Annotated in this window: 16 protein-coding genes, 1 tRNA gene and 1 pseudogene; 3 read left to right on the forward strand and 15 right to left on the reverse strand. The window is 60.7% G+C overall.

Annotation, left to right across the window (positions count from 1 at the left end; all coding sequences use genetic code 11):
- Positions 1–7: 7 nt before the first annotated feature.
- The 4 genes from ACM6J5_RS28710 to ptsP form a co-directional block, all read right to left on the reverse strand.
- Positions 8–1,549 carry an alkaline phosphatase D family protein gene (locus ACM6J5_RS28710; RefSeq protein ID WP_414929780.1) on the reverse strand — a complete coding sequence of 514 codons (1,542 nt, stop codon included), beginning with the start codon at positions 1,547–1,549 and terminating at the stop codon, positions 8–10.
- Between the two features lie 184 nt (positions 1,550–1,733).
- The gene (locus ACM6J5_RS28715) at positions 1,734–3,473 is read right to left on the reverse strand and encodes a PTS fructose-like transporter subunit IIB (RefSeq protein ID WP_414929781.1); all 1,740 of its coding nucleotides are present in this window, start codon (positions 3,471–3,473) and stop codon (positions 1,734–1,736) included.
- Positions 3,474–3,484: 11 nt separating this feature from the next.
- Positions 3,485–4,426 (reverse strand): 1-phosphofructokinase, encoded by a 942-nt coding sequence (gene pfkB / locus ACM6J5_RS28720; protein WP_095942389.1) that lies wholly within the window; start codon positions 4,424–4,426, stop codon positions 3,485–3,487.
- Entirely contained in the window at positions 4,426–7,287 is a 2,862-nt protein-coding gene (gene ptsP / locus ACM6J5_RS28725; RefSeq protein ID WP_414929782.1) for a phosphoenolpyruvate--protein phosphotransferase, read from the reverse strand. The genes pfkB and ptsP overlap by 1 nt, the downstream gene beginning before the upstream one ends.
- Positions 7,288–7,577: 290 nt before the next feature.
- On the opposite strand from ptsP, the gene cra reads away from it, so the two are divergent.
- Complete coding sequence (cra, locus tag ACM6J5_RS28730; RefSeq protein ID WP_150672212.1) at positions 7,578–8,573, forward strand: catabolite repressor/activator; 996 nt, start codon at positions 7,578–7,580, stop codon at positions 8,571–8,573.
- A 3-nt stretch (positions 8,574–8,576) separates the two neighbouring features.
- Positions 8,577–9,356: a TatD family hydrolase gene (locus ACM6J5_RS28735; protein ID WP_414929783.1), complete on the forward strand. Its 780-nt coding sequence runs from the start codon at positions 8,577–8,579 to the stop codon at positions 9,354–9,356.
- Between the two features lie 126 nt (positions 9,357–9,482).
- Here the strand turns inward: ACM6J5_RS28735 and ACM6J5_RS28740 are convergent, their stop codons facing one another.
- The 4 genes and pseudogenes from ACM6J5_RS28740 to ACM6J5_RS28755 all read right to left on the reverse strand — a co-directional run.
- Positions 9,483–11,513 (reverse strand): methyl-accepting chemotaxis protein, encoded by a 2,031-nt coding sequence (locus ACM6J5_RS28740; protein ID WP_095942393.1) that lies wholly within the window; start codon positions 11,511–11,513, stop codon positions 9,483–9,485.
- A 190-nt stretch (positions 11,514–11,703) separates the two neighbouring features.
- Positions 11,704–12,540, reverse strand: a complete 837-nt coding sequence (gene ampE, locus ACM6J5_RS28745) for a regulatory signaling modulator protein AmpE (protein ID WP_095942394.1) — start codon at positions 12,538–12,540, stop codon at positions 11,704–11,706.
- Entirely contained in the window at positions 12,537–13,097 is a 561-nt protein-coding gene (ampD, locus tag ACM6J5_RS28750) for a 1,6-anhydro-N-acetylmuramyl-L-alanine amidase AmpD (protein ID WP_414929784.1), read from the reverse strand. The genes ampE and ampD overlap by 4 nt, the downstream gene beginning before the upstream one ends.
- A gap of 95 nt (positions 13,098–13,192) precedes the next feature.
- Positions 13,193–14,557: pseudogene (locus ACM6J5_RS28755) on the reverse strand (DUF1631 family protein); the annotation flags it as partial.
- A 263-nt stretch (positions 14,558–14,820) separates the two neighbouring features.
- On the opposite strand from ACM6J5_RS28755, the gene nadC reads away from it, so the two are divergent.
- Positions 14,821–15,669: a carboxylating nicotinate-nucleotide diphosphorylase gene (gene nadC, locus ACM6J5_RS28760; protein WP_414929785.1), complete on the forward strand. Its 849-nt coding sequence runs from the start codon at positions 14,821–14,823 to the stop codon at positions 15,667–15,669.
- 121 nt (positions 15,670–15,790) lie between these two features.
- On the opposite strand, the gene ACM6J5_RS28765 is transcribed toward nadC, so the two are convergent.
- The 7 genes from ACM6J5_RS28765 to infB form a co-directional block, all read right to left on the reverse strand.
- On the reverse strand, positions 15,791–16,096 hold the full coding sequence (locus ACM6J5_RS28765) for a DUF6388 family protein (RefSeq protein ID WP_095942397.1): 306 nt from the start codon (positions 16,094–16,096) through the stop codon (positions 15,791–15,793).
- A gap of 132 nt (positions 16,097–16,228) precedes the next feature.
- Positions 16,229–16,304 (reverse strand) — tRNA-Thr (locus ACM6J5_RS28770).
- A 138-nt stretch (positions 16,305–16,442) separates the two neighbouring features.
- Positions 16,443–18,548 (reverse strand): polyribonucleotide nucleotidyltransferase, encoded by a 2,106-nt coding sequence (pnp, locus tag ACM6J5_RS28775; protein ID WP_007915263.1) that lies wholly within the window; start codon positions 18,546–18,548, stop codon positions 16,443–16,445.
- A 206-nt stretch (positions 18,549–18,754) separates the two neighbouring features.
- Positions 18,755–19,024 carry a 30S ribosomal protein S15 gene (gene rpsO / locus ACM6J5_RS28780; protein WP_015093441.1) on the reverse strand — a complete coding sequence of 90 codons (270 nt, stop codon included), beginning with the start codon at positions 19,022–19,024 and terminating at the stop codon, positions 18,755–18,757.
- A gap of 143 nt (positions 19,025–19,167) precedes the next feature.
- Positions 19,168–20,085, reverse strand: coding sequence for a tRNA pseudouridine(55) synthase TruB (gene truB / locus ACM6J5_RS28785; protein WP_095942398.1), 918 nt, complete (start codon positions 20,083–20,085; stop codon positions 19,168–19,170).
- A gap of 3 nt (positions 20,086–20,088) precedes the next feature.
- Entirely contained in the window at positions 20,089–20,490 is a 402-nt protein-coding gene (rbfA, locus tag ACM6J5_RS28790) for a 30S ribosome-binding factor RbfA (RefSeq protein ID WP_007973108.1), read from the reverse strand.
- Between the two features lie 159 nt (positions 20,491–20,649).
- On the reverse strand, positions 20,650–23,175 hold the full coding sequence (gene infB, locus ACM6J5_RS28795; protein ID WP_150672214.1) for a translation initiation factor IF-2: 2,526 nt from the start codon (positions 23,173–23,175) through the stop codon (positions 20,650–20,652).
- Positions 23,176–23,190 lie beyond the last annotated feature (15 nt).

The raw sequence follows: 23,190 nt of genomic DNA on the forward strand, positions 1-23,190 counted from the left end.
GAGTCAGTCAGACCGGTTGCAACTTCTGCTCGAATACAGACACCCCGTCCAGATCCCGCAACACCACGCTCAACTCCCCCGTTTGCCCATCGATATTCACCTCGCCAAAAAACTGAAATCCGGCAAACGGCGAGACGTTCTGCGCCGGCGGCGCCTTCTCGAACACCACTTCAGGACCAAAGGTCTTATCCAGCGCGTTCGGCCCGAAGCTGCCGGCATTCAACGGCCCGGCGACGAACTCCCAGAACGGCTCGAAATCCTGGAACGCCGCCCGATCCGGGTGGTAATGATGGGCCGCGCAGTAATGCACATCCGCGGTCAGGAACAGGAAATTGCGCACCTGCTGCGCCCGCAGGAAACCGAGTAATTCGGCGATCTCCAGTTCGCGCCCCTGGGCCGGGCCGGGGTCACCGTTGGCCACCGCTTCCCAGCGCGCGACACCGGGACTGACTTCACCATCGGGCACGCCGAGGCCAATGGGCATGTCGGCGGCGATCACTTTCCATTGCGCCTTCGAGGCCTGCATTTCACGCTTGAGCCAGTCCAGTTGCTCACGCCCGAGGAAGGGTTTTTCAGCGCCCAGATTGTCATCGTTGGCCCCGCGATAACTGCGCATGTCCAGCACGAAAACATCGAGCAGCGGCCCGTAGCCAAGCTTGCGATAGATCCGCCCGCCGCCATCGCCGCTCTGCAAACGCATCGGCGCGTATTCGAGCCAGGCCTGGCGTGCGCGGCCCACCAGGCTGTGGATATCCTTGTCCTGGTAACGTGCATCCAGCTGTTTGCCCGGCGACCAGTTGTTCACCACTTCGTGGTCGTCCCACTGCCAGATCTGCGGGACCTCGGCGTTGAAGCGACGGATGTTTTCGTCCATCAGGTTGTAGCGATAGTTGCCGCGATACTCATCGAGGGTCTCGGCGACTTTGCTCTTGGCCTCAGTGGTGATGTTGCGCCACACCCGGCCGCCTTCCGTGGTGAGCTGCGCCGGGATCGGGCCGTCGGCGTAAATGGTGTCGCCGCTGTGAATAAAAAAATCCGGCAGACGCAGGCGCATTGCTTCGTAGATGCGCATGCCGCCAATGTCCGGGTTGATGCCGAAGCCCTGCCCGACGGTGTCGCCGCTCCAGACAAAGCGAATGTCGCGGCGGGTTTGCGGCACGCTGCGCAAATGACCGAACCAGGGCTCGCTGGCGACGCCGCTCTGGGCTTCCTCGAATTGCACGCGATAGAAAATCGCCTGGTCGGCGGGCAGCCCGGTGAGCTCGACCCGGGCAGTGAAATCGGTGCGCGCATCGGCCAGGGGCGAGACGAATCGCCGGGGGTTGGGAAACAGGCTGCGGGTGTCCCACTCCACCACCATCCGCGCGGGGCGATCGCAGCGGCTCCAGATGATTGCCCGGTCGCCCAGCAGGTCGCCGGACTGCACGCCGTCGGTGAGTTGCGGCCGATCCTTGACCGAAGCGATCACCGCCGGCGCCAGCCCCGGCAACAACAGCCCGGCGCCGACCGCTTGCATGACACGACGGCGCCCGAGGTTGAAATCGCTCATGGTGTTCTCCCTGAAAAAGGAAAAACTAAAGCATGGCCCTATGACCCTGGCATGACACAGGTCTTCCCAGCGCTGCAGATCCCTGTGGGAGCGAGCTTGCTCGCGATGGCGGTAACACATTCAACATGCATGTCGACTGACACACTGCAATCGCGAGCAGGCTCGCTCCTACAAAGGGGCTATGTCAGGCGGTGACGGGCTCTACCGCCAACTCCACCGTCTCCGGCCGCTTGACCAGCGCATACACCACCGCCGTCAACAGGCTCCCCGCCACAATCGCCAACAAATAAAGCAACGCATGGTTGATCGCATTCGGGATCGCCAGGACGAACAACCCACCGTGGGGCGCCATCAATTTACAGCCGAAATACATCGACAACGCACCGGTCAGTGCACCGCCGGCGATGCTCGCCGGAATCACTCGCAACGGGTCCTTGGCGGCAAACGGAATCGCCCCTTCGGAGATGAAACACAGCCCCAGTACCAGCGCTGCTTTACCGGCTTCGCGCTCAGCCTGCGCAAACTTGCGCCGGGCAATGAACGTAGCAATGCCAAGCCCGATCGGCGGCACCATGCCGGCCGCCATGGTCGCCGCCATCGGCGCGTAGCTCTGCGACGCCAGCAAGCCCACCGAGAACGCATAGGCCGCCTTGTTGATCGGCCCGCCGAGGTCGACGCACATCATCCCGCCCAGCAGCACACCGAGCAGAATCGCGTTGGTGGTGCCCATGCTGTCGAGGAAATGCGTGAGCCCGGCAAGCATCCCGGCCACCGGTTTACCGACCACGTAGATCATCACCAGACCGGTGAACAGACTCGCCAGTAGCGGGATGATCAGGATCGGCTTGAGCGCCTCAAGACTTTGCGGCAATCGCGCATAACGGTTGATCGCCTTGGCCGCATAGCCAGCCAGAAAACCGGCGATGATCCCGCCGATGAAACCGGCGCCCAGGGTGCTCGCCAGCATGCCGCCGATCATCCCCGGCGCGAGGCCCGGACGGTCGGCAATGGAATAGGCGATATAACCCGCCAACAGAGGCACCATCAGCTTGAACGCAGTGTCGCCGCCGGTCTGCATCAACGCCGCCGCCAGCGTGCCCTCCTCCTTGAAAGCGGTGATGCCGAACACGAACGACAAGGCGATCATCAAGCCGCCGGCCACCACCATTGGCAACATGAACGACACGCCGGTCAGCAGGTGTTTATAAACGCCCGTCTTCTCCTGTTTGGCCGTTGTCTTGGCTGCACTCGAGGCGTTTTCCTGCTGACCTTCGGCCAAGGCTTTTTTCAAGGTCGCCTCGGCTTGCTTGAGAGCAATGCCGGTGCCACAGCGATAGATTTTCTTGCCGGCGAAACGCTCGGTGGCGACTTCGATATCGGCCGCCAGCAGCACCACATCGGCCTCGGCAATGGCTTGTGCGCTCAATGGATTGCGCGCGCCGACCGAGCCCTGGGTTTCCACCTGCAGGTCATAACCCAGGCGCTTGGCCGCTTGCTGCAAGGCCTCGGCGGCCATGAACGTGTGAGCGACACCCGTCGGGCACGCGGTGACGGCCACCAGTCGCGGTGCGTTCTGGACCGCCGCCACAGGTTCGATGACGGCTTCGGTAGCGACGTAGACCTGTGCCTCCTGCGCTCCTCGCTGCAGCACGGCTTCCACGTCCTGCAGGGCTTGGGCCGGGGTGCTCTGGAACACCCGTTTGCCGACAAACCGTGACATGTCCACCGGCGCGCTGGTCACCAGCAGCACCCACTCGGCCGCGTCGAGGGTGGCCGCCGACAGTTGTTTTTCGGGATGCGCGGCATCGGTGACTTCGACGCTGGTGCTCCAGCCCTGACGCTGGGCCGCGGCATCGAGCAACCGGGCACACAGCACGCTGGTGACCATGCCGTTCGGGCAGGCCGTAACGATGGCTAACTTCATGACAAACCCTCTTATTGTTCTGTCAGGGGACGCACGCGTACACCCTGTTCAAGCTGCGCCAGTTGCGCTGCATCGCCAATACCGAAACCGATCTGGGTCACTGCCATCGCGGCAATCGCCGTGGCGGTGCGCAAGGTCTGTTCCGGCGTATCGGCACTGAGCAAACCGTGGAGCATCCCCGCCAGCAACGAATCACCCGCGCCCACCGTGCTGGCGACGCTGACCTTGGGTGGCGTGGCATGCAATGCCGAGCCGACGCTGAACCAGTTCACGCCTTCGGCACCGTGGGAGATCACCACATGCTCGATGCCCTGAGCGTGCAAACGCTCCGCCGCTATGGATTGGGCGCTGACCGACACGACCTCGCAGTCGAGCACCTCGGCCAGCTCTTCAGTGTTGGGTTTGATCAGCCACGGCCCCGCTTTGAGCGCAGCACGCAACGCCTCGCCACTGGTGTCGAGTGCGACGTTAAGCCCCAGTTCTTTCAAGCGTACAATCAACGCCTGCAACCACTGCCCACTCACGCCCAACGGCAAGCTGCCAGCGACCACGACTGCATCGTGTCCCGGCGCAATCTGCTCCAGTCGATCCATCAAGGCCTGCTGCGCCGCCTCGCTGACCTGCGGTCCCGGCCCGTTGATGTCGGTGATGCGCCCGTCGCTTTCCGCCAGTTTGATATTGCTGCGGGTCTCGCCTGGTACACGGATGAAGGCATCGACAAAACCGCGTTTGGCGAACAACGTTTCAAAGGCTTGCAGGTTGTCTTCGCCGAGAAAGCCACTGACGGTCAGCTGATGCCCGAGGTCGGCCAGCACTTGCGCCACGTTCACGCCTTTGCCGGCGGCGTGGGTGTGCATCACATCGCTGCGGTTGACCTGGCCGGCTTCAAGGCGCGGCAACTGGACGGTCAGGTCCAGCGCCGGGTTGAGGGTCAGGGTAAGAATCCGGGCCATTACAGGGCCTCCACTAATGCGCGAACTTCATTGGCGCTGCCCACGGCCAAGGCCTGGCGGGCAAGGGTTTGAGTCTGAGTGAAGCCCAGTTCGCGAATCCGCGCCTTGACTTCGGCAATGCTGCGCGCCCCGACGCTGAGCTCATCCACCCCGAGACCGACCAGCACCGGCACCGCCAGCGGGTCGGCCGCCAGCTCGCCGCACACACCAACCCATTTACCATGGGCATGGGCCGCGCGCACGGTGATGTCGATCAGTTGCAGCACCGCCGGATGCAAGCCATCGGCCTGGGCCGACAGCGTCGGATGGCCACGGTCGATGGCCAGGGTGTATTGCGTCAGGTCGTTGGTACCGACGCTGAAAAAGTCGACCTCCTGGGCCAGCACCGGCGCTAGCAACGCCGCCGACGGCACTTCGATCATGATCCCCAGTTGCAGGTCGGCGACCGGGATTTCCTGGCGCAGGCGTTCGGTCATGTCGCGGGCCTGGCGCCACTCGTCGACGCTGCCCACCATCGGGAACATGATCCGCAGCGGTCGGTTGTCGGCAGCCCGCAGCAAGGCGCGCAGTTGCGCTTCCATGATCTGCGGGCGCTGCAAGGTCAAGCGAATGCCGCGTACGCCGAGGAAGGGGTTTTCTTCCTTCGCAATCGGCCAGTACGGCAGCGGTTTGTCGCCACCGACATCAAGGGTGCGCACCACCAACGGCCGCCCGGCCAGACCATCGAGGACGCGACGGTACTCGGCTTCCTGGGTTGCCTCGTCGGGCGCTTGCGGGTGGGCCATGAAAATCAGTTCGGTGCGCAACAGGCCAATGCCTTCGGCGCCCTGCTCCACCGCACTGGTGACGCCGGCGCTTTCACCAATGTTGGCGAACACTTCGACGGCGTGGCCATCGGTGGTCAGCGCTGGTTCATGGCGCAGTTCTGCAGCCGCCTTCAAGCGCTGCTCGCGGGTATCGCGTTCGGCCGTGGCGCGCTGCAAGGTCGCTGCGTCAGCGTCCACATGCAGGCGACCACGCTGGCCATCGAGCAGCAACGGCGTGCCCGGCACCAGCAGCAACACGCCGGGGCCGGCGCCGACCAATGCCGGAATACCCAAGGCCCTGGCAACAATCGCACTGTGCGCCGTCGCGCCACCCCGGGCGGTAAGAATCCCCGCCACGCGAGCAGGATCGAGACGCGCGACGTCGGACGGACCGACCTCGTCCATCACCAGAATGTACGGTTGATCCGGTTCGCTGGGGGTTTCGATGCCGCAGAGCTGCATCAATACCCGACGTCCGATGTCGCGCAAGTCGGCGGCACGTTCGGCGAGCAAGGCATCCTGCAACGCTTCCTGCTGCCGGGCCGCCGCTTCAATCACGGCCATCCACGCCGCCTCGGCGCTTTCGCCCTGCTTGAGCCGCGTATCGACCTCATCGGTCAGTTCCGGGTCGTCGAGCATCTCCTGGTGGGTGATGAAGATTTCGCGGATGGCTTTGCTCTTGCTGCGCTCGATCAGGCCCTGGATGTCACGGCGTACCTGCGCCAGGGCTTGCTGGAGACGCTCACGCTCGATGCCGGCGGATTCGCCGCGCAACGGATAATCGATGGTTTGCAGCACCTGAATATGCGCCGGGCCGATGGCAATCCCCGGAGCTGCGGCAATCGCCTGAACCACGCTGCCAGATATCGGGGCGAGGACCACTTCGGCCATATCGGCAACGACTTCGCGCGCCTGGCTTACCGGCGGCAGCGGTTCGACCTCTTCACCCAGGCCTTCTTCGATGGCGGCCAACAAGGCCGGCAATGCATCGGCTGCGATGCCCGGTTCGGCGATGATTTCCAGGACCTGCCCACGACGGGCGCCGAGGCTGAGCAACTTGCTCAAGCTCTTTACCGACACGGCGCTGTCGTGACCATCGACGATGCGCACGCGGATGTCACCTTCAAAACTTTTCGCCAGTTGCGCGAGGATTTTTGCCGGCCGCGCATGCAAACCGTGAGCGTTGGCCAATGCAATTCGCGCACTGGGCCAGTCGGCGGGCACTTCACCACCAAGCACTTCGAGGACCTTGCGGCTGCTGGTGGCGCGCCCCAACTCATGGCCACGCCCTTCGATCAACAACGCGCACAGGCGTTCGAGCAGGGCTTGATGGGCCTCACCGAGGCTGGCCAGGCAGAACAGTCCATTGAGTGGCTGGCCGAGATAGCGCAGCGGTCTGTCCGGGGTGACGAAGGCCAGGCCCGGACGCTTCACCGTCTGCTCGCTGTGCAGCCACCACAGGCCATCGCCCAAGGGCAGCGCGTCAACCTGTTGCAAAACGGCGGAAAACCCGTTGCTCACGCAGTCGGCCTGCCGCAACAAACGTGCGCCGCGCCAGACCAGCTCTTCGAAATCTTCGGCCGCCACACCGAGGCCGATCATTTGCGCATCCAGCGCCAGCTCCTGCGGCGCGCCTTGCAGCAACTTCAGCAAGGCTTCGGCGGAACCGGCGCGACGCAAGGCCTGGCCCAGGTCAGTTTCACCGAGGGCGCGGGTGAGCAATTGCAACAGGCGCAGATGCTCATCGGATTTGGCGGCGATACCGATCGCCAGGTAAACGATATGACCGTCGCCCCAGTCCACGCCTTCAGGGAACTGCATCAGGCGCACACCGGTGGTGAACACCAGGTCGCGGGTTTCGGGCGTACCGTGGGGGATGGCAATACCCTGACCGAGAAAGGTCGAGCCCTGGGCTTCCCGCGCCTGCAAACCGGCGAGATACCCTTCGGCAACCAGGCCATCGGCGACCAGATGCCCGGCCAGCAATTGCAGCGCTGCGGACTTATCCACGGCCGACTGGCCCATGGAAATCTGCTCTACAGTGAGCTCGAGCATGCTTTCTCCTTTTTGGCGCCTTGGGGCACCAGGTATTGTTTTGAATGAGTCAGCTCAGGCGCCTGGCCATCGTTTTTGGCGGTTTCACGGCAGAACCGACCAAAGGCGCCTAAAGCGTAGAAAATACGCTTGCTGAATCGTTTAATCTAGATCGATTGGCACGTTACTCGATATTGGCCCATCCTTGAAGTCCAACTTGTCGGATGCGTTGCGACAATGGTCGCCTGCCTTAATCGGTTAGGATTGACGAAAATGTCGAGGCAATCTCGAAAAAACAAGGAAACAGCGGGTTGAAACTCAGTGATATTGCCCAGTTGGCCGGTGTGTCCGTCACCACCGCCAGCTATGTCATCAATGGCAAGGCCGAACAACAGCGCATCAGCAGCGCCACCGTCGAACGCGTGCGCGCGGTCGTCGAACAACATGGCTTCACGCCTAACCCACAGGCTGCCGGTTTGCGCAGCCGGCACACCCGCACATTGGGCTTCATTCTGCCGGATCTGGAAAACCCCAGTTACGCGCGAATCGCCAAATTGCTGGAGCAAGGCGCGCGGGCCCAGGGTTATCAGTTGCTGATCGCCAGTTCCGATGATGCGCCGGACAGTGAACGGCAACTGCTGCAACTGTTCCGCGCCCGGCGCTGCGACGCACTGATCGTTGCCAGTTGCCTGCCGGCCGGCGACGACAGCTATCGCCAATTGCAGGCCAAGGGCATTCCGATCATCGCCATCGACCGGGTCATGGAACCCGAGCATTTCTGCTCGGTGATCAGTGACGACCGCGAGGCCAGCCTGCAACTGACCCGCAGCCTGCTCGATCCCTTGCCCAAACAGATCGCGCTGATCGGCGCCCGCCCGGAGCTGAGCATCAGCCAGGAACGTTGCGCCGGCTTCAAAGAAGCGCTCGCCGGGTTCAGCGGCGAGGTGCTGATCGAAGAAGGCGAATCCTTCAGCCGTGAGTGCGGCAAACAACTGATGGAAGAGTTGCTGCAGCGTCTGGGTCATTTGCCCGATGCCCTGGTGACCACATCCTACGTGCTGCTTCAGGGTGTGTTCGATGCGCTGCACGACTTCCCACTGAAAAACCGCCCGCTGCGCCTCGGCACATTCGGCGACACCCAGTTGCTGGACTTCCTGCCGCTGCCGGTCAACGCCATGGCCCAGCAACACCAGTTGATCGCCGACAAGGCTCTTGCACTGGCCCTGGCCGCCATCGAGCAGTCGGATTACCGGCCTGGCGTGCAAGCCATCGCGCGCACGTTCAAGCAGCGTATTCGCCAGGACTGAACCGTGGAGCTGATCGACACCCACACCCATCTGGATTTTCCGGACTTCGACGCCGACCGTCAGGCGTTGCTGGCCGAAAGCCGCGCCCTCGGGGTGCGGCGGATGGTGGTGCTGGGGGTTTATCAGGCCAATTGGCAGCGGGTCTGGGAACTGGTGCAGAGTGATCCCGACCTGCACGCCGCGTTCGGATTGCACCCGGTGTACCTGGACGATCATCGCCCGCAACACCTGAGCGAACTCGCTGACTGGCTGAGCCGTCTGGCCGGCCATCGGCAACTGTGTGCAGTCGGCGAGATCGGCCTGGACTACTTCATCGAAACCCTGGACCGCGACCGCCAGCAGGCGTTGTTCGAGGCGCAATTGCGACTGGCGGCGGATTTCAATCTTCCGGCTTTGATCCATGTGCGGCGCAGCCATGCGGCGGTGATTGCCACGCTCAAACGCTTCAAGCTCAAACGGGCAGGCATCATCCATGCCTTTGCCGGCAGCAAGGAAGAGGCCCGGGAATACATCAAGCTGGGTTTCAAACTCGGCCTTGGCGGCGCTGCGACCTGGCCTCAAGCGCTGCGCATGCACCGCGTGCTCGCCGAGCTACCGCTGGATTCTGTGGTGCTGGAAACCGACTCGCCGGACATGGCCCCAGCCATGTTCCCCGGCCAGCGCAACAGCCCGGCACACCTGCCGGCGATCTGCGCGGCACTGGCCGACATCATGGCGATCAGCCCCGAGCAATTGGCCACGGCCAGTACGGCCAATGCCTGCGAGTTGTTTAACTGGTCATAACGGCCAGCACCCGCCCACTGTAGGAGCGAGCCTGCTCGCGATGGCTGAGTATCAGTCGACATCAATGTCGCCTGATAAACCGTTATCGCGAGCAGGCTCGCTCCTACAGGGTCCCCGAGCGCTCTTTCAAACCCGAAACGCGCTGATCAACTGCTTCAACTCCACGACCTGGGCCGACAATGCTCGACTGGCATCTTCGGTCTGATGCGCACCTTCAGCGGTGCGCTCGCCGGCGCGATTGATCTCGACGATGTTCTGGTCGATGTCGTGAGCCACCGCGGTTTGCTGCTCCACGGCGGCGGCAATCTGTTGGTTCTGGTCGACGATCATGCCGACCGCTCCCAGGATGTTTTCCAGCGCCCGCTGGACCTTCTCCGACTGCCCGACCGTGCCGCTGGCCATTTCATGGCTGGTGCCCATGGCCTTGACCGCCGCGCCGACACCGCCATGGAGCCTGGCGATCATCTGCTCGATTTCTTCGGTCGATTGCTGGGTTCGTTTGGCCAGGGTCCGGACTTCGTCGGCCACCACGGCGAAACCACGGCCCTGCTCACCGGCCCGCGCTGCCTCGATGGCGGCATTGAGCGCCAGCAGGTTGGTCTGCTCGGCGATGCTCTTGATCACTTCGAGCACGCGGCTGATGGACTGGCTGTCGCTGGCCAGTTGGTTGATCACCAGTACCGATTGATCGATCTCGCTGGCCAGCGCGGCAATGCTGCCTTGCTGAGATTCCACCAGACTGCGGCCACTGATGGTCTCATCGTTGACACTGTGGGCACTGCTCACCGCCGCGGCGGCACTGCGCGCCACTTCCTGGGAAGTGGCCGACATCTGGTTCATGGCCGTGGCCACTTGTTCGATCTGCGTGCGCTGCCCGGCGACGGCCTGGTTGCTTTGCGCGGAAACGTTTTGCACTTGCCCGGCCTGACGCTCGACTTCGCTGACGGTCTGCCCTACCCGCTCGATCAGGTCATGGATTTTTTTCACCGTGCCGTTGAACACCTCGCCCAACTCCCCCAGCTCATCGCGGCTGTGGGCACTGAAGGTCACGGTCATGTCGCCGGCCGCCACCTTGTCCATCACCGCCCCCAGGCGCTTGAGCGTGGTGCGGGTCGAGGCGTAGAAAGCGCCGTAGAGATAAAAGATCAGCACAAATACGACTGACAGCGCCACGGCCTGCAACACCATGTGCGTGCGGTTCTGGTCCAGGCGTTGCTGCAACTGCGGGCCCAGATACTTCAGGGTGGCTTCGTTGAGTTGGTAGGTCTGGTCCATCAGGGCAGTGACCTGATCGTAAAAACCCTGCCACGGCGCGTCGAGGGTATCGGCCATGACCACTTGCTCTTCGAACAGCTCGCTGGCCTTCTTCAAGGATGCCCGGCTGCTATCGGCCTGAGCGGCCAGGGTCTCACGCGCAGCCTTGCTGGAACCCAGGGCATCCTGCAACTTCAGGCCATACTCGGCCTGGAGCTTTTCAATCTGCGCCAGCAATTCATCGAAACGGGTACTCGAAGCCGAATTGATGAACCCCTGCCCCAACGAGTAAGACCCCATCGCCCGACCTTCGCCCAGGATCTGGGTGACCCGTGGCGTGACGAGGGTGACGAGCTCGCTCAACTGGCGCATGTCGCTCTGGTTGTCGCGACTCAGGCCCGACTGGCTGGTGATGAGCTGGCTGAATATCTGCGCGCTGCCCACCAGTTTGCCGATCAAGGCACTTTTGCTTTGCAGGGAGTTTTCCGTTTGCTGGGCCTTGAACGCGGTGATCATTTCATCGCGTTTACCATCAAACACCGCGACCTGCTCCGGGTCGCTGGCCATCGGTGTCAGCCCTTGCAGGCGAGTCAGAATATTCTGCTCGAGGGTGCTGATTTTCGATTCGACATTGCCGGCCTTGCCGGATTGGCCGAGGCTGACATTGATCTGCACCAGGTTGTTCAGGGTTTCCAGATCGCGCCGCAGCGTCAGGCTGCTGCCCAACAGGTCGAGACTTTGCAGTTCGATGCGCGTGCCCTGGAATTCGCGATAGGAGTCCCGCACCAGATAGAAGTTGGTCACCAGCATCGGCACCAGGAACAGTACGCTGATCAGGCTGAACTTCATGCCGAAGCTCAGGCGGTTCATCAGTGCGACAGCGGGATAGAGCAAGCTCTTCACTGGATGTCTCCCTTCGATTTCTTATTTTTTTTATTGGCGGGCGCAGACAGACGGCAGATAGCCACTATTCGGCGCTATCTCTGTATAACTTAAATCGGCAGGAGGTTTTGTAACTTAAGGTTAACGACAGGGCGAAGCACTTCGCACTAGTGACCGCCCTGTGATCAAGGAGCTTGTTCTGAATGCAGCGTTAATGCAGGACCGTCCACAACGCAAACCCGGCATACCAGAGCACCGCCGCACGCAGCAGCAACGCCCAGATGCGGTCCAGATTGTTGATACCTTCGGCGCCGCTCACCGGTGCCGGAATTTCACCGGCCACCAGCCCGACTTTCACGATCAATTGCGCGGCGCTGATGTTCCAGTTCAGCAGCTCATGCAGCATGACCCGACTGACCGCGACAAAATTGCCAACCAACGCCAGGCTCGCCGCCAGCAGACGCACCGGCAACCAGTCGAAGGCATGACGCAGTTGCCCGGCGCGCTCTACCACCGCCGGGTTTTTCCCGTGTTCTTCGGCCAGCGCCAGCAGCCGATAACTCAGCGCCGCGACCGGTCCCAACAGGAAGTACCAGAAAATCACCGCGAAAAAGCTCTGGTAGGCCTCCCACAGCAAATGCCCTTCGACCTGCTCCAGCAACTGCTCGCCACTGTCTGCGCAGATATCCAGATCGCGCTTGGCGACATGGGCCGCCGCTTGCAGGTCCTCCCGACGCCAGGCATCACGGAACGGTCCGAGATCACCCAACAGATCACCGCGCCCCAGGCTGTAGATCACCACCAGCAAATGGATCGGCAACGCCAGTAACCCGTAGGCCACCGGCTCGATGACGACCAGCAGCAAACCCAGCAACGCCACCGGCAACAAGACCATTACCGCCAACACCAGCCATGGCCGCTCCGAAAGTCGCGGGCTGGCCTCAAGCTTGTTCAGCTCGTGTGTCCAGCCATTGTCACGCTGAACCCGATGACGCAGGGCCGAGAACTTCTCGATCCATACCGCCAACAGCAACACCAGAAAACTCATCGTCCTTCCTCTTGTGCCAGGGCGGCACGATAGCGTGCCCAGTCGAACGCCGGCCCTGGATCGGTTTTGCGCCCCGGTGCAATGTCGCTGTGCCCGCAGATGCGCTCTGTGGTGATTGCCGTGAACGCCTGTTGCAACTGGCGGGTCAGGGCTGTCAATGCGCTGTATTGCGCGTCAGTGAACGGCAGATCATCCGTGCCTTCAAGCTCGATGCCCACGGAAAAATCGTTACAGGTTTCCCGCCCCTCGAAGCACGAGACACCCGCATGCCACGCACGCTCAAGACATGAAACAAACTGGGTGACGGTACCGTCACGTTCGATCAGAAAGTGCGCCGACACCCGCAAATCCGCGATCCCTTCAAAATAGGGGTGTTCGGTGACATCCAGACGATTCTGGAAAAATTCCTGCACCTTGCCGGTGGCGAACTGCGCTGGCGGCAGGCTGATGTTGTGGATCACCAGCAGGGAAATTTCGCCTGTGGGGCGCGCATTGAAGTTGGGTGAGGGGCAGACATGCACACCCTGAATCCAACCGCTCGCGGGGTCCAACTGCATACCGATTCCTTCAACGTCGACTGTATTGGCACAGTATGCCGCGATAATCCCCCGGGGCGCGATCACTTGCCGCGATTGAGGCACTTGAGGTTGCCGATCACCGACTCCAGCGCCCGCTCGAACAGCAAGGTGTCGTCAAGCACTCGCGCCACGCCGTTGCGCAGCTCCAGGGCCAGGTCGGTGCGGCGGCGCTCGCCCTGGGTAACCGCGAGAAAGTCGGCCAGCAATTCGGAAAATATCGCTGGGTCATCGACAAAGTCATTCAACAGACGCTGTACGACCTGGTCGATGCGCACGTAAAGGCTGTCACGCTCATGATCGTCACAGGCTCCCCACCCCATGGCCGCGTTGGCGATTTCGTTGAGCAGACGTCGCGCCGGATGATTGCTGCGATTGAAGAAGCTCTTGTCGAGCACCGCCACCTTGACCAGCGGAATCTGCAATCGGCCAATCAGTGCCTTGAGGGAATCCGGCAGGTTGCGATCATCGAGCATGCATTCGAAAAGCATGGCGACCAGGTTGATCACATCTTCATCGGCCTCCCCGAAAACCCGCGACCGACCGCTTTTGACGCTGACTCGGGTCAATAACTGTTCGAGCTGGTTGCGCAGATCGAAATCATCAACGGCCGCCGGTGCCGGCACGTATTGCTGCAAGTGCGAAAGCAGGCGCAACAGATCTCGCGTGGAAATCGGATCGGGGCCCTCGTCGGTCAGTCCGACCGTGACGCTTTTGTCAGGTCGGTCCGTGGTACGACGCACCGGGGCCGGTTTCAGGTTGGGTAAGACACCGGTGGCTAGCAGCAGCTGATTGGCTTCTGCGTAAAGCTGATCGGCCTCGCTGAGGACATAGCGTTCGAACAACGTGAGGATGATCAGCTTGACCTTGATCTCAAGCCCGAGCTGGCGTGCGGCTTGCAAAAAGTATTCGCAGAACATCGCCGGACCCAGAGGGTTGTGCAGGTCGCCCGGCTCCTTGCCCAACAAGGCACAGAGTCGGGCCGTCAGTTGGTCCAGGGCGAAACCGTCGCGATCCAGCACCCGGCTGACCATCGCCTGCACCGCGACCGTGCGCTCGCGCTCGTCATCGGGTTGCGCCGTCGAGGTGTCGGCCGCCAGAGTCTGGGGCAAGGCCGCAAACGCGCTTTCGTATTGGGCAAGTCGGATAAACGCGGCGAAAAGCTGTTCGAGAAAAACCCGCTCGATGCTTTTGCGCTTGAGGCGCAAATCGCGCATCGCTTGAAAGAAGATGTTCTGCTCGATGTCACAGCGGGCGCGGTCGGCCATTTCGAAGAGGGTGTCGTCGGCGTTGTCGAACAGCGCCTGCAATCCGTGTCGCAGCTGTTGCGCGGCCTTGTCGCGAACCTGAAGAAGAATCGCCGGCAGTCGGGCGAGTGGCGAGTGAGCCACCTGGTCGGTAGTTGCCTTGTGCAAAGGCACTACATTCCCGTCGTTGTGCATTCGGCCTCCCTGGAACGGTGATGCGTCAACTCGTCAAACTCATGACGTCAAATACAAGGCGAATTATCTTTTAAAAACTCCCCCTTGTGCCAGAAGACTCTGCATCTGCTCTCAAACAGGCGTTTGCTTGGCAACGATGACCAACACGACAACGGCAGGGATTCGACCAAATGCAGGCGCCCGTGCCAACGTAACGCTCTGATGCCTTGGGTTGGTCCGTGCCATGGCCCTATAATCGAGCCACTTTGTTTGTGGAGTCCGTTATGCCGAACCTACATCTCGCCGATCTGACCGCCGAAATCGAAGCCAACGTGCGCCGTGCGTTGCGTGAAGACATCGGCAGCGGCGACATCACCGCGCAGTTGATCCCGGCCGAACGCCTGGCCAAGGCCACCATCATTACCCGCGATGCGGCCGTCATCAGCGGCACCGCCTGGGTGGATAACGTGTTTCGGCAACTGGACCCACGGGTGGCGGTGCATTGGCAGGTTGCCGACGGTGAACGGGTGGCGCCCAACCAGGTGCTGTTCCACCTCGAAGGCCCTGCACGCTCGCTGCTGACCGGCGAACGCAGCGCCCTGAACTTCCTGCAGCTGCTCTCCGGCGTGGCGACCCGCGCGCAGTACCTGGCGGACTTCGTGGCCGAGACTCAGGTCAAGCTGCTCGATACCCGCAAAACACTGCCGGGGCTGCGCCTGGCTCAAAAGTACGCCGTAACCTGCGGCGGTTGCCACAACCACCGCATTGGCCTGTATGACGCCTTCCTGATCAAGGAAAACCACATCGCCGCCAGCGGCGGTATCGCCCAGGCCATCGCCGCCGCGCACAAGATCGCCCCGGGCAAACCGGTCGAGATTGAAGTGGAAAGCCTGGATGAACTCAAGGAAGCGCTGGAGGCTGGTGCCGACATCATCATGCTCGACGAACTGAGCCTGGACGACATGCGCGAAGCCGTGCGCCTGAACGCCGGCAAGGCCAAGCTGGAGGCCAGCGGCGGGATCAACGAAAGCACGTTGCTGCCGATTGCACAGACCGGGGTGGATTACATTTCGATCGGTGCGATGACCAAGGATGTGAAGGCGGTTGATCTGTCGATGCGCCTGAGTCTCTGATCACACGTACAAATTGTAGGAGCGAGCTTGCTCGCGATGTACCCGAGAGCGCCACGTTTAACCAATAAACCCGCGTAATCGTTTACGACCATCGCGAGCAGGCTCGCTCCTACAGTTCGTGTCAAACCACCAGGTTGTTCATCTCGCAGTACTCTTCCCACCCGACGCCCAACACCTCGGCAGCTTCTTTGTGCAACTTCAGGCGTTCTGCTTCGTATTCTTCCGGCGTTGAGGTGTACTTGAGCGTCAGCTCCCACGGCTGCAGGCCCTGGGCTTCGGCCTCGTCCTCGAACGCCCATTGAATCTGGTCTTTCTGATCATCGGCACTCAGGTCCTTGATCTCTTCCATCAGATCCGGCACATCCAGCACGTACTTTTTCAGTGCTTCTTCGTGTCTGGCTTCTTGGGTCAATTCTTTTATTGTCATGGCGTTCTCGTTGATCTGGGGAATGGAAGATGGATCTGGATCATCAAGGATCTCTCTGACGCAAAAAACCGTAAGCAGCGCGGTTTGTCTGGCCTTCAGAACCATTCGGGATCATCTGAAAACAAGTCTTGCTGGTGCCCGAGACAGGAATCGAACCTGCGACCTTCGCGTTACGAGTGCGCTGCTCTACCGGCTGAGCTACACGGGCGGTGGGCTAAACCTAGCACTGACTTCAGGGGCAGGCAACTTCCGGAACGTCTCAATTTCCTGCAGACAAAAAAATGCCCCACAGCTTTCACTGCGGGGCACTTTCTACAACGTTGAAGCGCTCAGGCGTAAGGCGTGATTAAACGCCCGAAGCCTTGGCTGCTGCCACGTCTTTGATGGACAGCTTGATACGACCGCGGTTGTCCACGTCCAGTACCAACACTTCCACTTCCTGGCCTTCTTTCAGGATGTCGGTCACTTTCTCAACGCGAGCGTCGCTCAGCATGGAGATGTGAACCAGACCGTCCTTGCCCGGCAGGATGTTGACGAATGCGCCGAAGTCGACGATGCGCTCAACCTTGCCCACGTAGATCTTGCCGATCTCGGCTTCAGCGGTGATGCCCAGAACGCGCTGACGTGCAGCTTCAGCCGCTTCCTTGGTTTCGCCGAAGATCTTGATCGAACCGTCGTCTTCGATGTCGATCGAAGCCTTGGTCTCTTCACAGATCGCACGAATGGTCGCGCCGCCTTTACCGATGACGTCACGGATTTTGTCGGTGTCGATTTTCATCGCGATCATGGTCGGAGCGTTGGCCGACAGTTCGGTACGCGACTGGCCAATGATCTGGTTCATCTGGCCGAGGATGTTCAGGCGCGCTTCCAGGGCTTGGCCCAGAGCGATTTCCATGATCTCTTCGGTGATGCCCTTGATCTTGATGTCCATCTGCAGCGCGGTGACGCCTTTGGCGGTACCGGCTACCTTGAAGTCCATGTCGCCCAGGTGGTCTTCGTCACCCAGGATGTCGGTCAGGACGGCGAATTTTTCGCCTTCTTTAACCAGACCCATGGCGATACCGGCAACCGGCGCCTTCATCGGCACACCGGCGTCCATCAGGGCCAGGGAAGCGCCGCAAACGGAAGCCATCGAGCTCGAACCGTTGGATTCGGTGATTTCCGAAACCACGCGGATGGTGTACGGGAACACGTCAGCGGCAGGCAGCATGGCCGAAACCGAACGACGGGCCAGACGGCCGTGACCGATTTCACGACGACCAGCGCCACCCATGCGACCACACTCGCCTACCGAGAACGGTGGGAAGTTGTAGTGCAGCATGAACGGGTCTTTCTTCTCGCCTTCCAGGGTGTCCAGCAGCTGTGCATCACGGGCAGTACCCAGAGTTGCAACGACCAGAGCCTGGGTTTCGCCACGGGTGAACAGAGCCGAACCGTGGGTCTTGGGCAGAACACCGACTTCGATGTTCAATGGACGTACGGTCTTGGTGTCGCGACCGTCGATACGTGGCTTGCCGTTAACGATGTTTTCGCGAACGGTGCGGTATTCGATTTCGCCGAAAGCCGCTTTGACTTCGCTGGAAGAAGGCTGGCCTTCTTCACCGGACAGCTTGGCAACGACCTGGTCCTTCAACTCGCCCAGACGAGCGTAACGGTCGGCCTTGACGGTGATGGTGTAGGCCTGGGAGATCGCTTCGCCGAACTCGGCACGGATAGCGCCCAGCAGTTCGGTGGCTTCTGGCGCAGGAGCCCAGGTCCAGGTTGGCTTGGCAGCTTCAGCGGCCAGTTCTTTAACGGCGTTGATCACAACCTGGAACTCGTCGTGAGCGAACAGTACCGCGCCCAGCATCTGGTCTTCGGTCAGCTCTTTGGCTTCCGATTCAACCATCAGCACGGCGTCCGAAGTACCGGCAACGACCATGTCCAGGCTGGAAGCCGCCTGTTGCTCGTAGGTCGGGTTCAGCAGGTAGCCGGTGCTTTCGTGGAACGCAACGCGGGCAGCGCCGATCGGGCCATCGAAAGGAATGCCGGAGATCGCCAGCGCAGCCGAGGTACCGATCATCGCAGCGATGTCCGGATCGGTCTTCTTGCTGGTGGAAACGACGGTGCAGACTACCTGCACTTCGTTCATGAAGCCTTCAGGGAACAGCGGACGGATCGGACGGTCGATCAGTCGGGAAGTCAGGGTTTCTTTCTCGGAAGGACGGCCTTCGCGCTTGAAGAAACCGCCAGGGATCTTACCGGCAGCGTAAGTCTTTTCCTGGTAGTGAACAGACAGAGGGAAGAAGCCCTTGCCTGGATCGGCTTGTTTTGCACCGACTACGGTCACCAATACGCTGACGTCGTCGTCAACGGTGACCAATACTGCGCCGGAGGCCTGACGGGCGATACGGCCAGTCTCGAGGGTAACGGTCGACTGACCGAACTGGAATTTTTTGATTACCGGGTTCACGGTGTCCTACCTTCTTTGTGGCTCTTGGGGGAACTGGTTTCTTGCGAAATTCTTGGGCAATGTCGGGAATCGGCCCGACTGGTTTGTCCAGGTGTCACTCAGGTAAAGCAGGTATCCAGATAAAACTTGAGGCTGGAAGCCTGCCATGCACCAGCGGGAAACCCGCTGGTGCACGACAGACAGCCAACCTCTAGCGCAATCGCTTATTAGCGACGCAGACCCAGGCGACCGATCAGAGTCTGATAGCGACCCAGATCCTTGCCTTTCAGGTAGTCCAGCAGCTTACGACGCTGGTTAACCATGCGGATCAGACCACGACGGGAGTGGTGGTCTTTACCGTTGGCCTTGAAGTGACCTTGCAGCTTGTTGATGTTGGCGGTCAGCAGTGCAACTTGCACTTCTGGCGAACCAGTGTCACCAACAGCTTGCTGGTAGTCAGCTACGATTTGAGCTTTTTCTTGAACGTCGAGAGCCATGAGGCAATCCTTTTATCAGGAAACTGTTTGTCGAAAAACAGTTTCAACAGGCCAGGGACAAATCCCTGTATCTAAAAAAGAGTAGTGACCGTGCCTGTTGACAGCCACCCTCGCCAGCCTGCTGTTACACAGACTGGTTTCGGTCATTCTGACCGAATCAGTCGACGCGGCGCGATGCGCCCGTCTTCGCTCACTTCACCGATACCGATGAAACGACCATTGTGATCCTGTACCCGCACCATGCCGAACTTCGGAGCATCCGGGGCACGTACCGGCTGGCCGTTGAGCCAGTAGAACGCACTCGCTTCCGAGAACTGCAACAGTGGCCAATCCAGCAGGCCGCTGTCCGATGGCATCAGGAAGCGATCGACCGCTTCGTTGCCGCCTTCGGCATGTACCGCTTCCAGCTCTTCGAGGGTAACCGTCTGCGCCAGGGTGAATGGCCCGGCCTGGGTACGTCGCAGTTCTGCAACGTAAGCGCCACAACCGAGTTGCTCACCGATATCCTCCACCAGGGTACGGATATAGGTGCCTTTGGTGCAATCCACCGCCAGCCGCGCAGTATCACCTTCGAAGGCCAGTAATTCCAAGCGCGTAATAGTAACAGAACGCGGTTCGCGCTCCACTACTTCGCCCGCACGAGCCAGCTTGTACAGCGGCTGGCCATCACGCTTGAGCGCCGAGTACATCGGCGGTATCTGACTGATTTGCCCACGAAATTTCGGCAGTACAGCCTCGACATCGGAGCGACCAACGGTCACCGGACGTTCCTGCAAAACTTCACCTTCGGCATCCGCCGTGGTGGTGGTCTTGCCCAGTTGCGCCAGGGTTTCATAACCCTTGTCGGAATCGAGCAGGTATTGCGAGAACTTGGTCGCCTCACCGAAGCACAGCGGCAACACCCCGGTGGCCAAAGGATCGAGACTACCGGTATGACCTGCCTTTTCGGCGTTCAGCAACCAGCGAACCTTCTGCAAGGCCGCGTTGGAGGTGAACCCCAGCGGCTTGTCGAGAAGGATAATGCCGCTGACGTTACGACGGATACGTTTGACCTGAGCCACCGATTACTCCTTGGTGTCTTCGGCTTCTGCCGCAACCGGATGCTGATTGTCTTCAGCCACTGCGCGCTCGATCAATGCCGACAGGTGCGCGCCACGCACGACGCTTTCGTCGTAGTGGAAGTGCAGCTGTGGAACGCTACGCAGTTTCATCTCGCGAGCCAGCTGCATGCGCAGGAAACCGGCGGCGGAGTTGAGCACCTTGATGCTTTGTGCGATTTCTTCGGCGCTGTCCTGACCCATCACGGTGATGAAGATCTTGGCGTGACCGACGTCACGACTGACTTCCACAGCGGTAATGGTGACCAGGCCGACGCGCGGGTCTTTGACTTCACGACGGATCAGTTGTGCCAGCTCGCGCTGCATCTGATCGCCGATACGTTGGGTACGGCTATATTCTTTTGCCATGTCTTGTTACCTGTTACTGCCTCACGGTGAAACCCGTGTGGTCTGAAAGCGGCAAACGCCCGGCCTGACAGAAGCCAGACCGGGCGTTGCGTTTAGAGTCCTGGTGACGAGCTGCGCATTTGCATGCGGCTACCCGTCACGGCTCCTGAAGTGCGCGAATTAGAGGCTGCGAGCAACCTGCACCTTCTCGAAGACTTCGATCTTGTCACCGACTTTAACGTCGTTGTAGCTCTTCACGCCGATACCGCATTCCATGCCGGCACGTACTTCGGAAGCGTCATCCTTGAAGCGGCGCAGGGATTCCAGCTCGCCTTCGAAGATAACGATGTCTTCACGCAGTACACGGATTGGACGGTTACGGTGCACAACACCTTCGATAACCATGCAACCGGCGATCGCGCCAAACTTCGGCGAACGGAACACGTCACGCACTTCGGCGATACCCAGGATGTTCTCGCGAACATCGCTGCCGAGCATACCGGTCAGGGCTTTCTTGACGTCTTCGATGATGTCGTAGATCACGTTGTAGTAACGCATATCCAGACCTTCCTGCTCGACGATCTTGCGCGCGCCGGCATCGGCACGCACGTTGAAGCCGAACAGTACAGCGTTGGAGGCCAGTGCCAGGTTGGCGTCGGATTCGGTGATACCACCGACACCGCCACCGACCACACGCACTTGCACTTCGTCGTTACCCAGGCCGTTCAAGGCACCGTTCAACGCTTCCAGCGAACCACGGACGTCGGATTTGAGGACGATGTTGAGCGTCTTCTTCTCTTCCTGACCCATGTTTTCGAAGATGTTTTCCAGCTTGCCGGCGTGAGCACGGGCCAGCTTGACTTCACGGAACTTGCCTTGACGGAACAGAGCCACTTCACGGGCTTTCTTCTCGTCGGCAACCACGCTCATCTCGTCGCCAGCGTCCGGGGTACCGTCCAGGCCGAGGATCTCGACAGGGATGGCCGGACCGGCTTCCTTGATTGGCTTGCCGTTCTCGTCGAGCATGGCGCGAACGCGGCCATAGTTCGAACCGACCAGGACCATGTCGCCTTGGCGCAGGGTACCGTCTTGAACCAGAACGGTAGCCACCGGACCACGGCCCTTGTCGAGACGGGATTCAACCACGACACCGCGACCAGGAGCCGACGGAGTTGCAGTCAGCTCCAGAACTTCGGCTTGCAGCAATACAGCTTCGAGCAGTTCGTCGACGCCAGTACCCATCTTCGCCGAGACCGGTACGAACGGCGTGTCACCACCCCACTCTTCCGACGTCACGCCGTGAACCGACAGTTCGCTACGGATGCGATCGAGATCGGCGCCCGGCTTGTCGATTTTGTTCACTGCTACTACCAACGGTACGCCAGCTGCCTTGGCATGCTGAACGGCTTCGATGGTTTGTGGCATCACGCCGTCGTCCGCTGCAACCACCAGGATCACGATGTCGGTCGCCTTGGCACCACGGGCACGCATTGCGGTAAACGCAGCGTGACCAGGGGTGTCGAGGAACGTCACCATGCCACGGTCGGTTTCAACGTGGTAAGCACCGATGTGCTGGGTGATACCACCGGCTTCGCCAGCAGCAACCTTGGCACGACGAATGTAGTCGAGCAGGGAAGTCTTACCGTGGTCAACGTGGCCCATTACGGTCACGACTGGTGCACGGGAAACTGCCTCGCCTTCAAACTTCAGGGACTCGGCCAGGGAATCTTCCAGGGCGGTGTCGCTGACCAGGGTCACTTTGTGGCCCAGCTCTTCAGCAACCAACTGGGCAGTTTCCTGATCCAGTACCTGGTTGATGGTCGCTGGAGTACCCAGTTTGAACATGAACTTGATGATTTCAGCAGCCTTCACCGACATCTGCTGGGCGAGATCGCCAACAGTGATGGTTTCGCCGATCTTCACTTCGCGCACGACAGGACCGGTAGGGCTCTGGAAACCGTGAGCGTTGCGCTTCTTCAGCTTGGCCTTGCCGCGACCACCACGACGGAAGCCATCGCTTTCTTCGTCGGTAGTACGTGGAGCAACACGTGGAGCCGGAGCCTTTTCCTTGACGGAAGCACGATGCGGAGCGTTTTTGCGCTCGCCATCGCCGCTACCGCGACGGTTGCTGTCGTCGGCACGTGGCTTGTCCGGACGGCGCTGTTCGTCACGCTTGCGGGTATCGGCCGCAGGCGCTGGAGCAGCCGCCACAACCGGTGCGCTTTCGCGAACTGGCTCGGCCACCGTAGCAGGCGCTGCAACAGGTTCGGCTTGAGCGGTCTGCGCAGTAGCAGGCTGGCGACGCGCTTCTTCTTCGGCGCGACGCTTGGCTTCTTCTTCAGCCTTCTGACGAGCAGCATTTTCTACTGCGCGACGTTCATCCAGTTCACGCTTGCGCTCGGCTTCGATTTCTTCCGGGCTGCGCTGTACGAAGACTTTCTTCTTGCGTACTTCAACGCTGATGCTCTTGCTGCCAGCAACACGCAGGGTGCTGGTGGTTTTACGCTGCAGCGTAATCTTGCGTGGTTCTTCCACTTTCGCCTTGTGGCTGCTTTTCAAGTGAGTCAGCAACGATTGCTTCTCACTGTCAGTCACATGTTCTTCGGCGGCGGTGTGCGGCAGACCTGCCTCACGCATCTGCTGCAACAGGCGCTCTACCGGTGTTTTGACCTCATCGGCCAGTTGTTTCACCGTGACTTGCGTCATGCACTTCTCTCCTCA

The organism is Pseudomonas sp. IT-P74 (assembly GCF_949768175.1).
Classification (GTDB): domain Bacteria; phylum Pseudomonadota; class Gammaproteobacteria; order Pseudomonadales; family Pseudomonadaceae; genus Aquipseudomonas.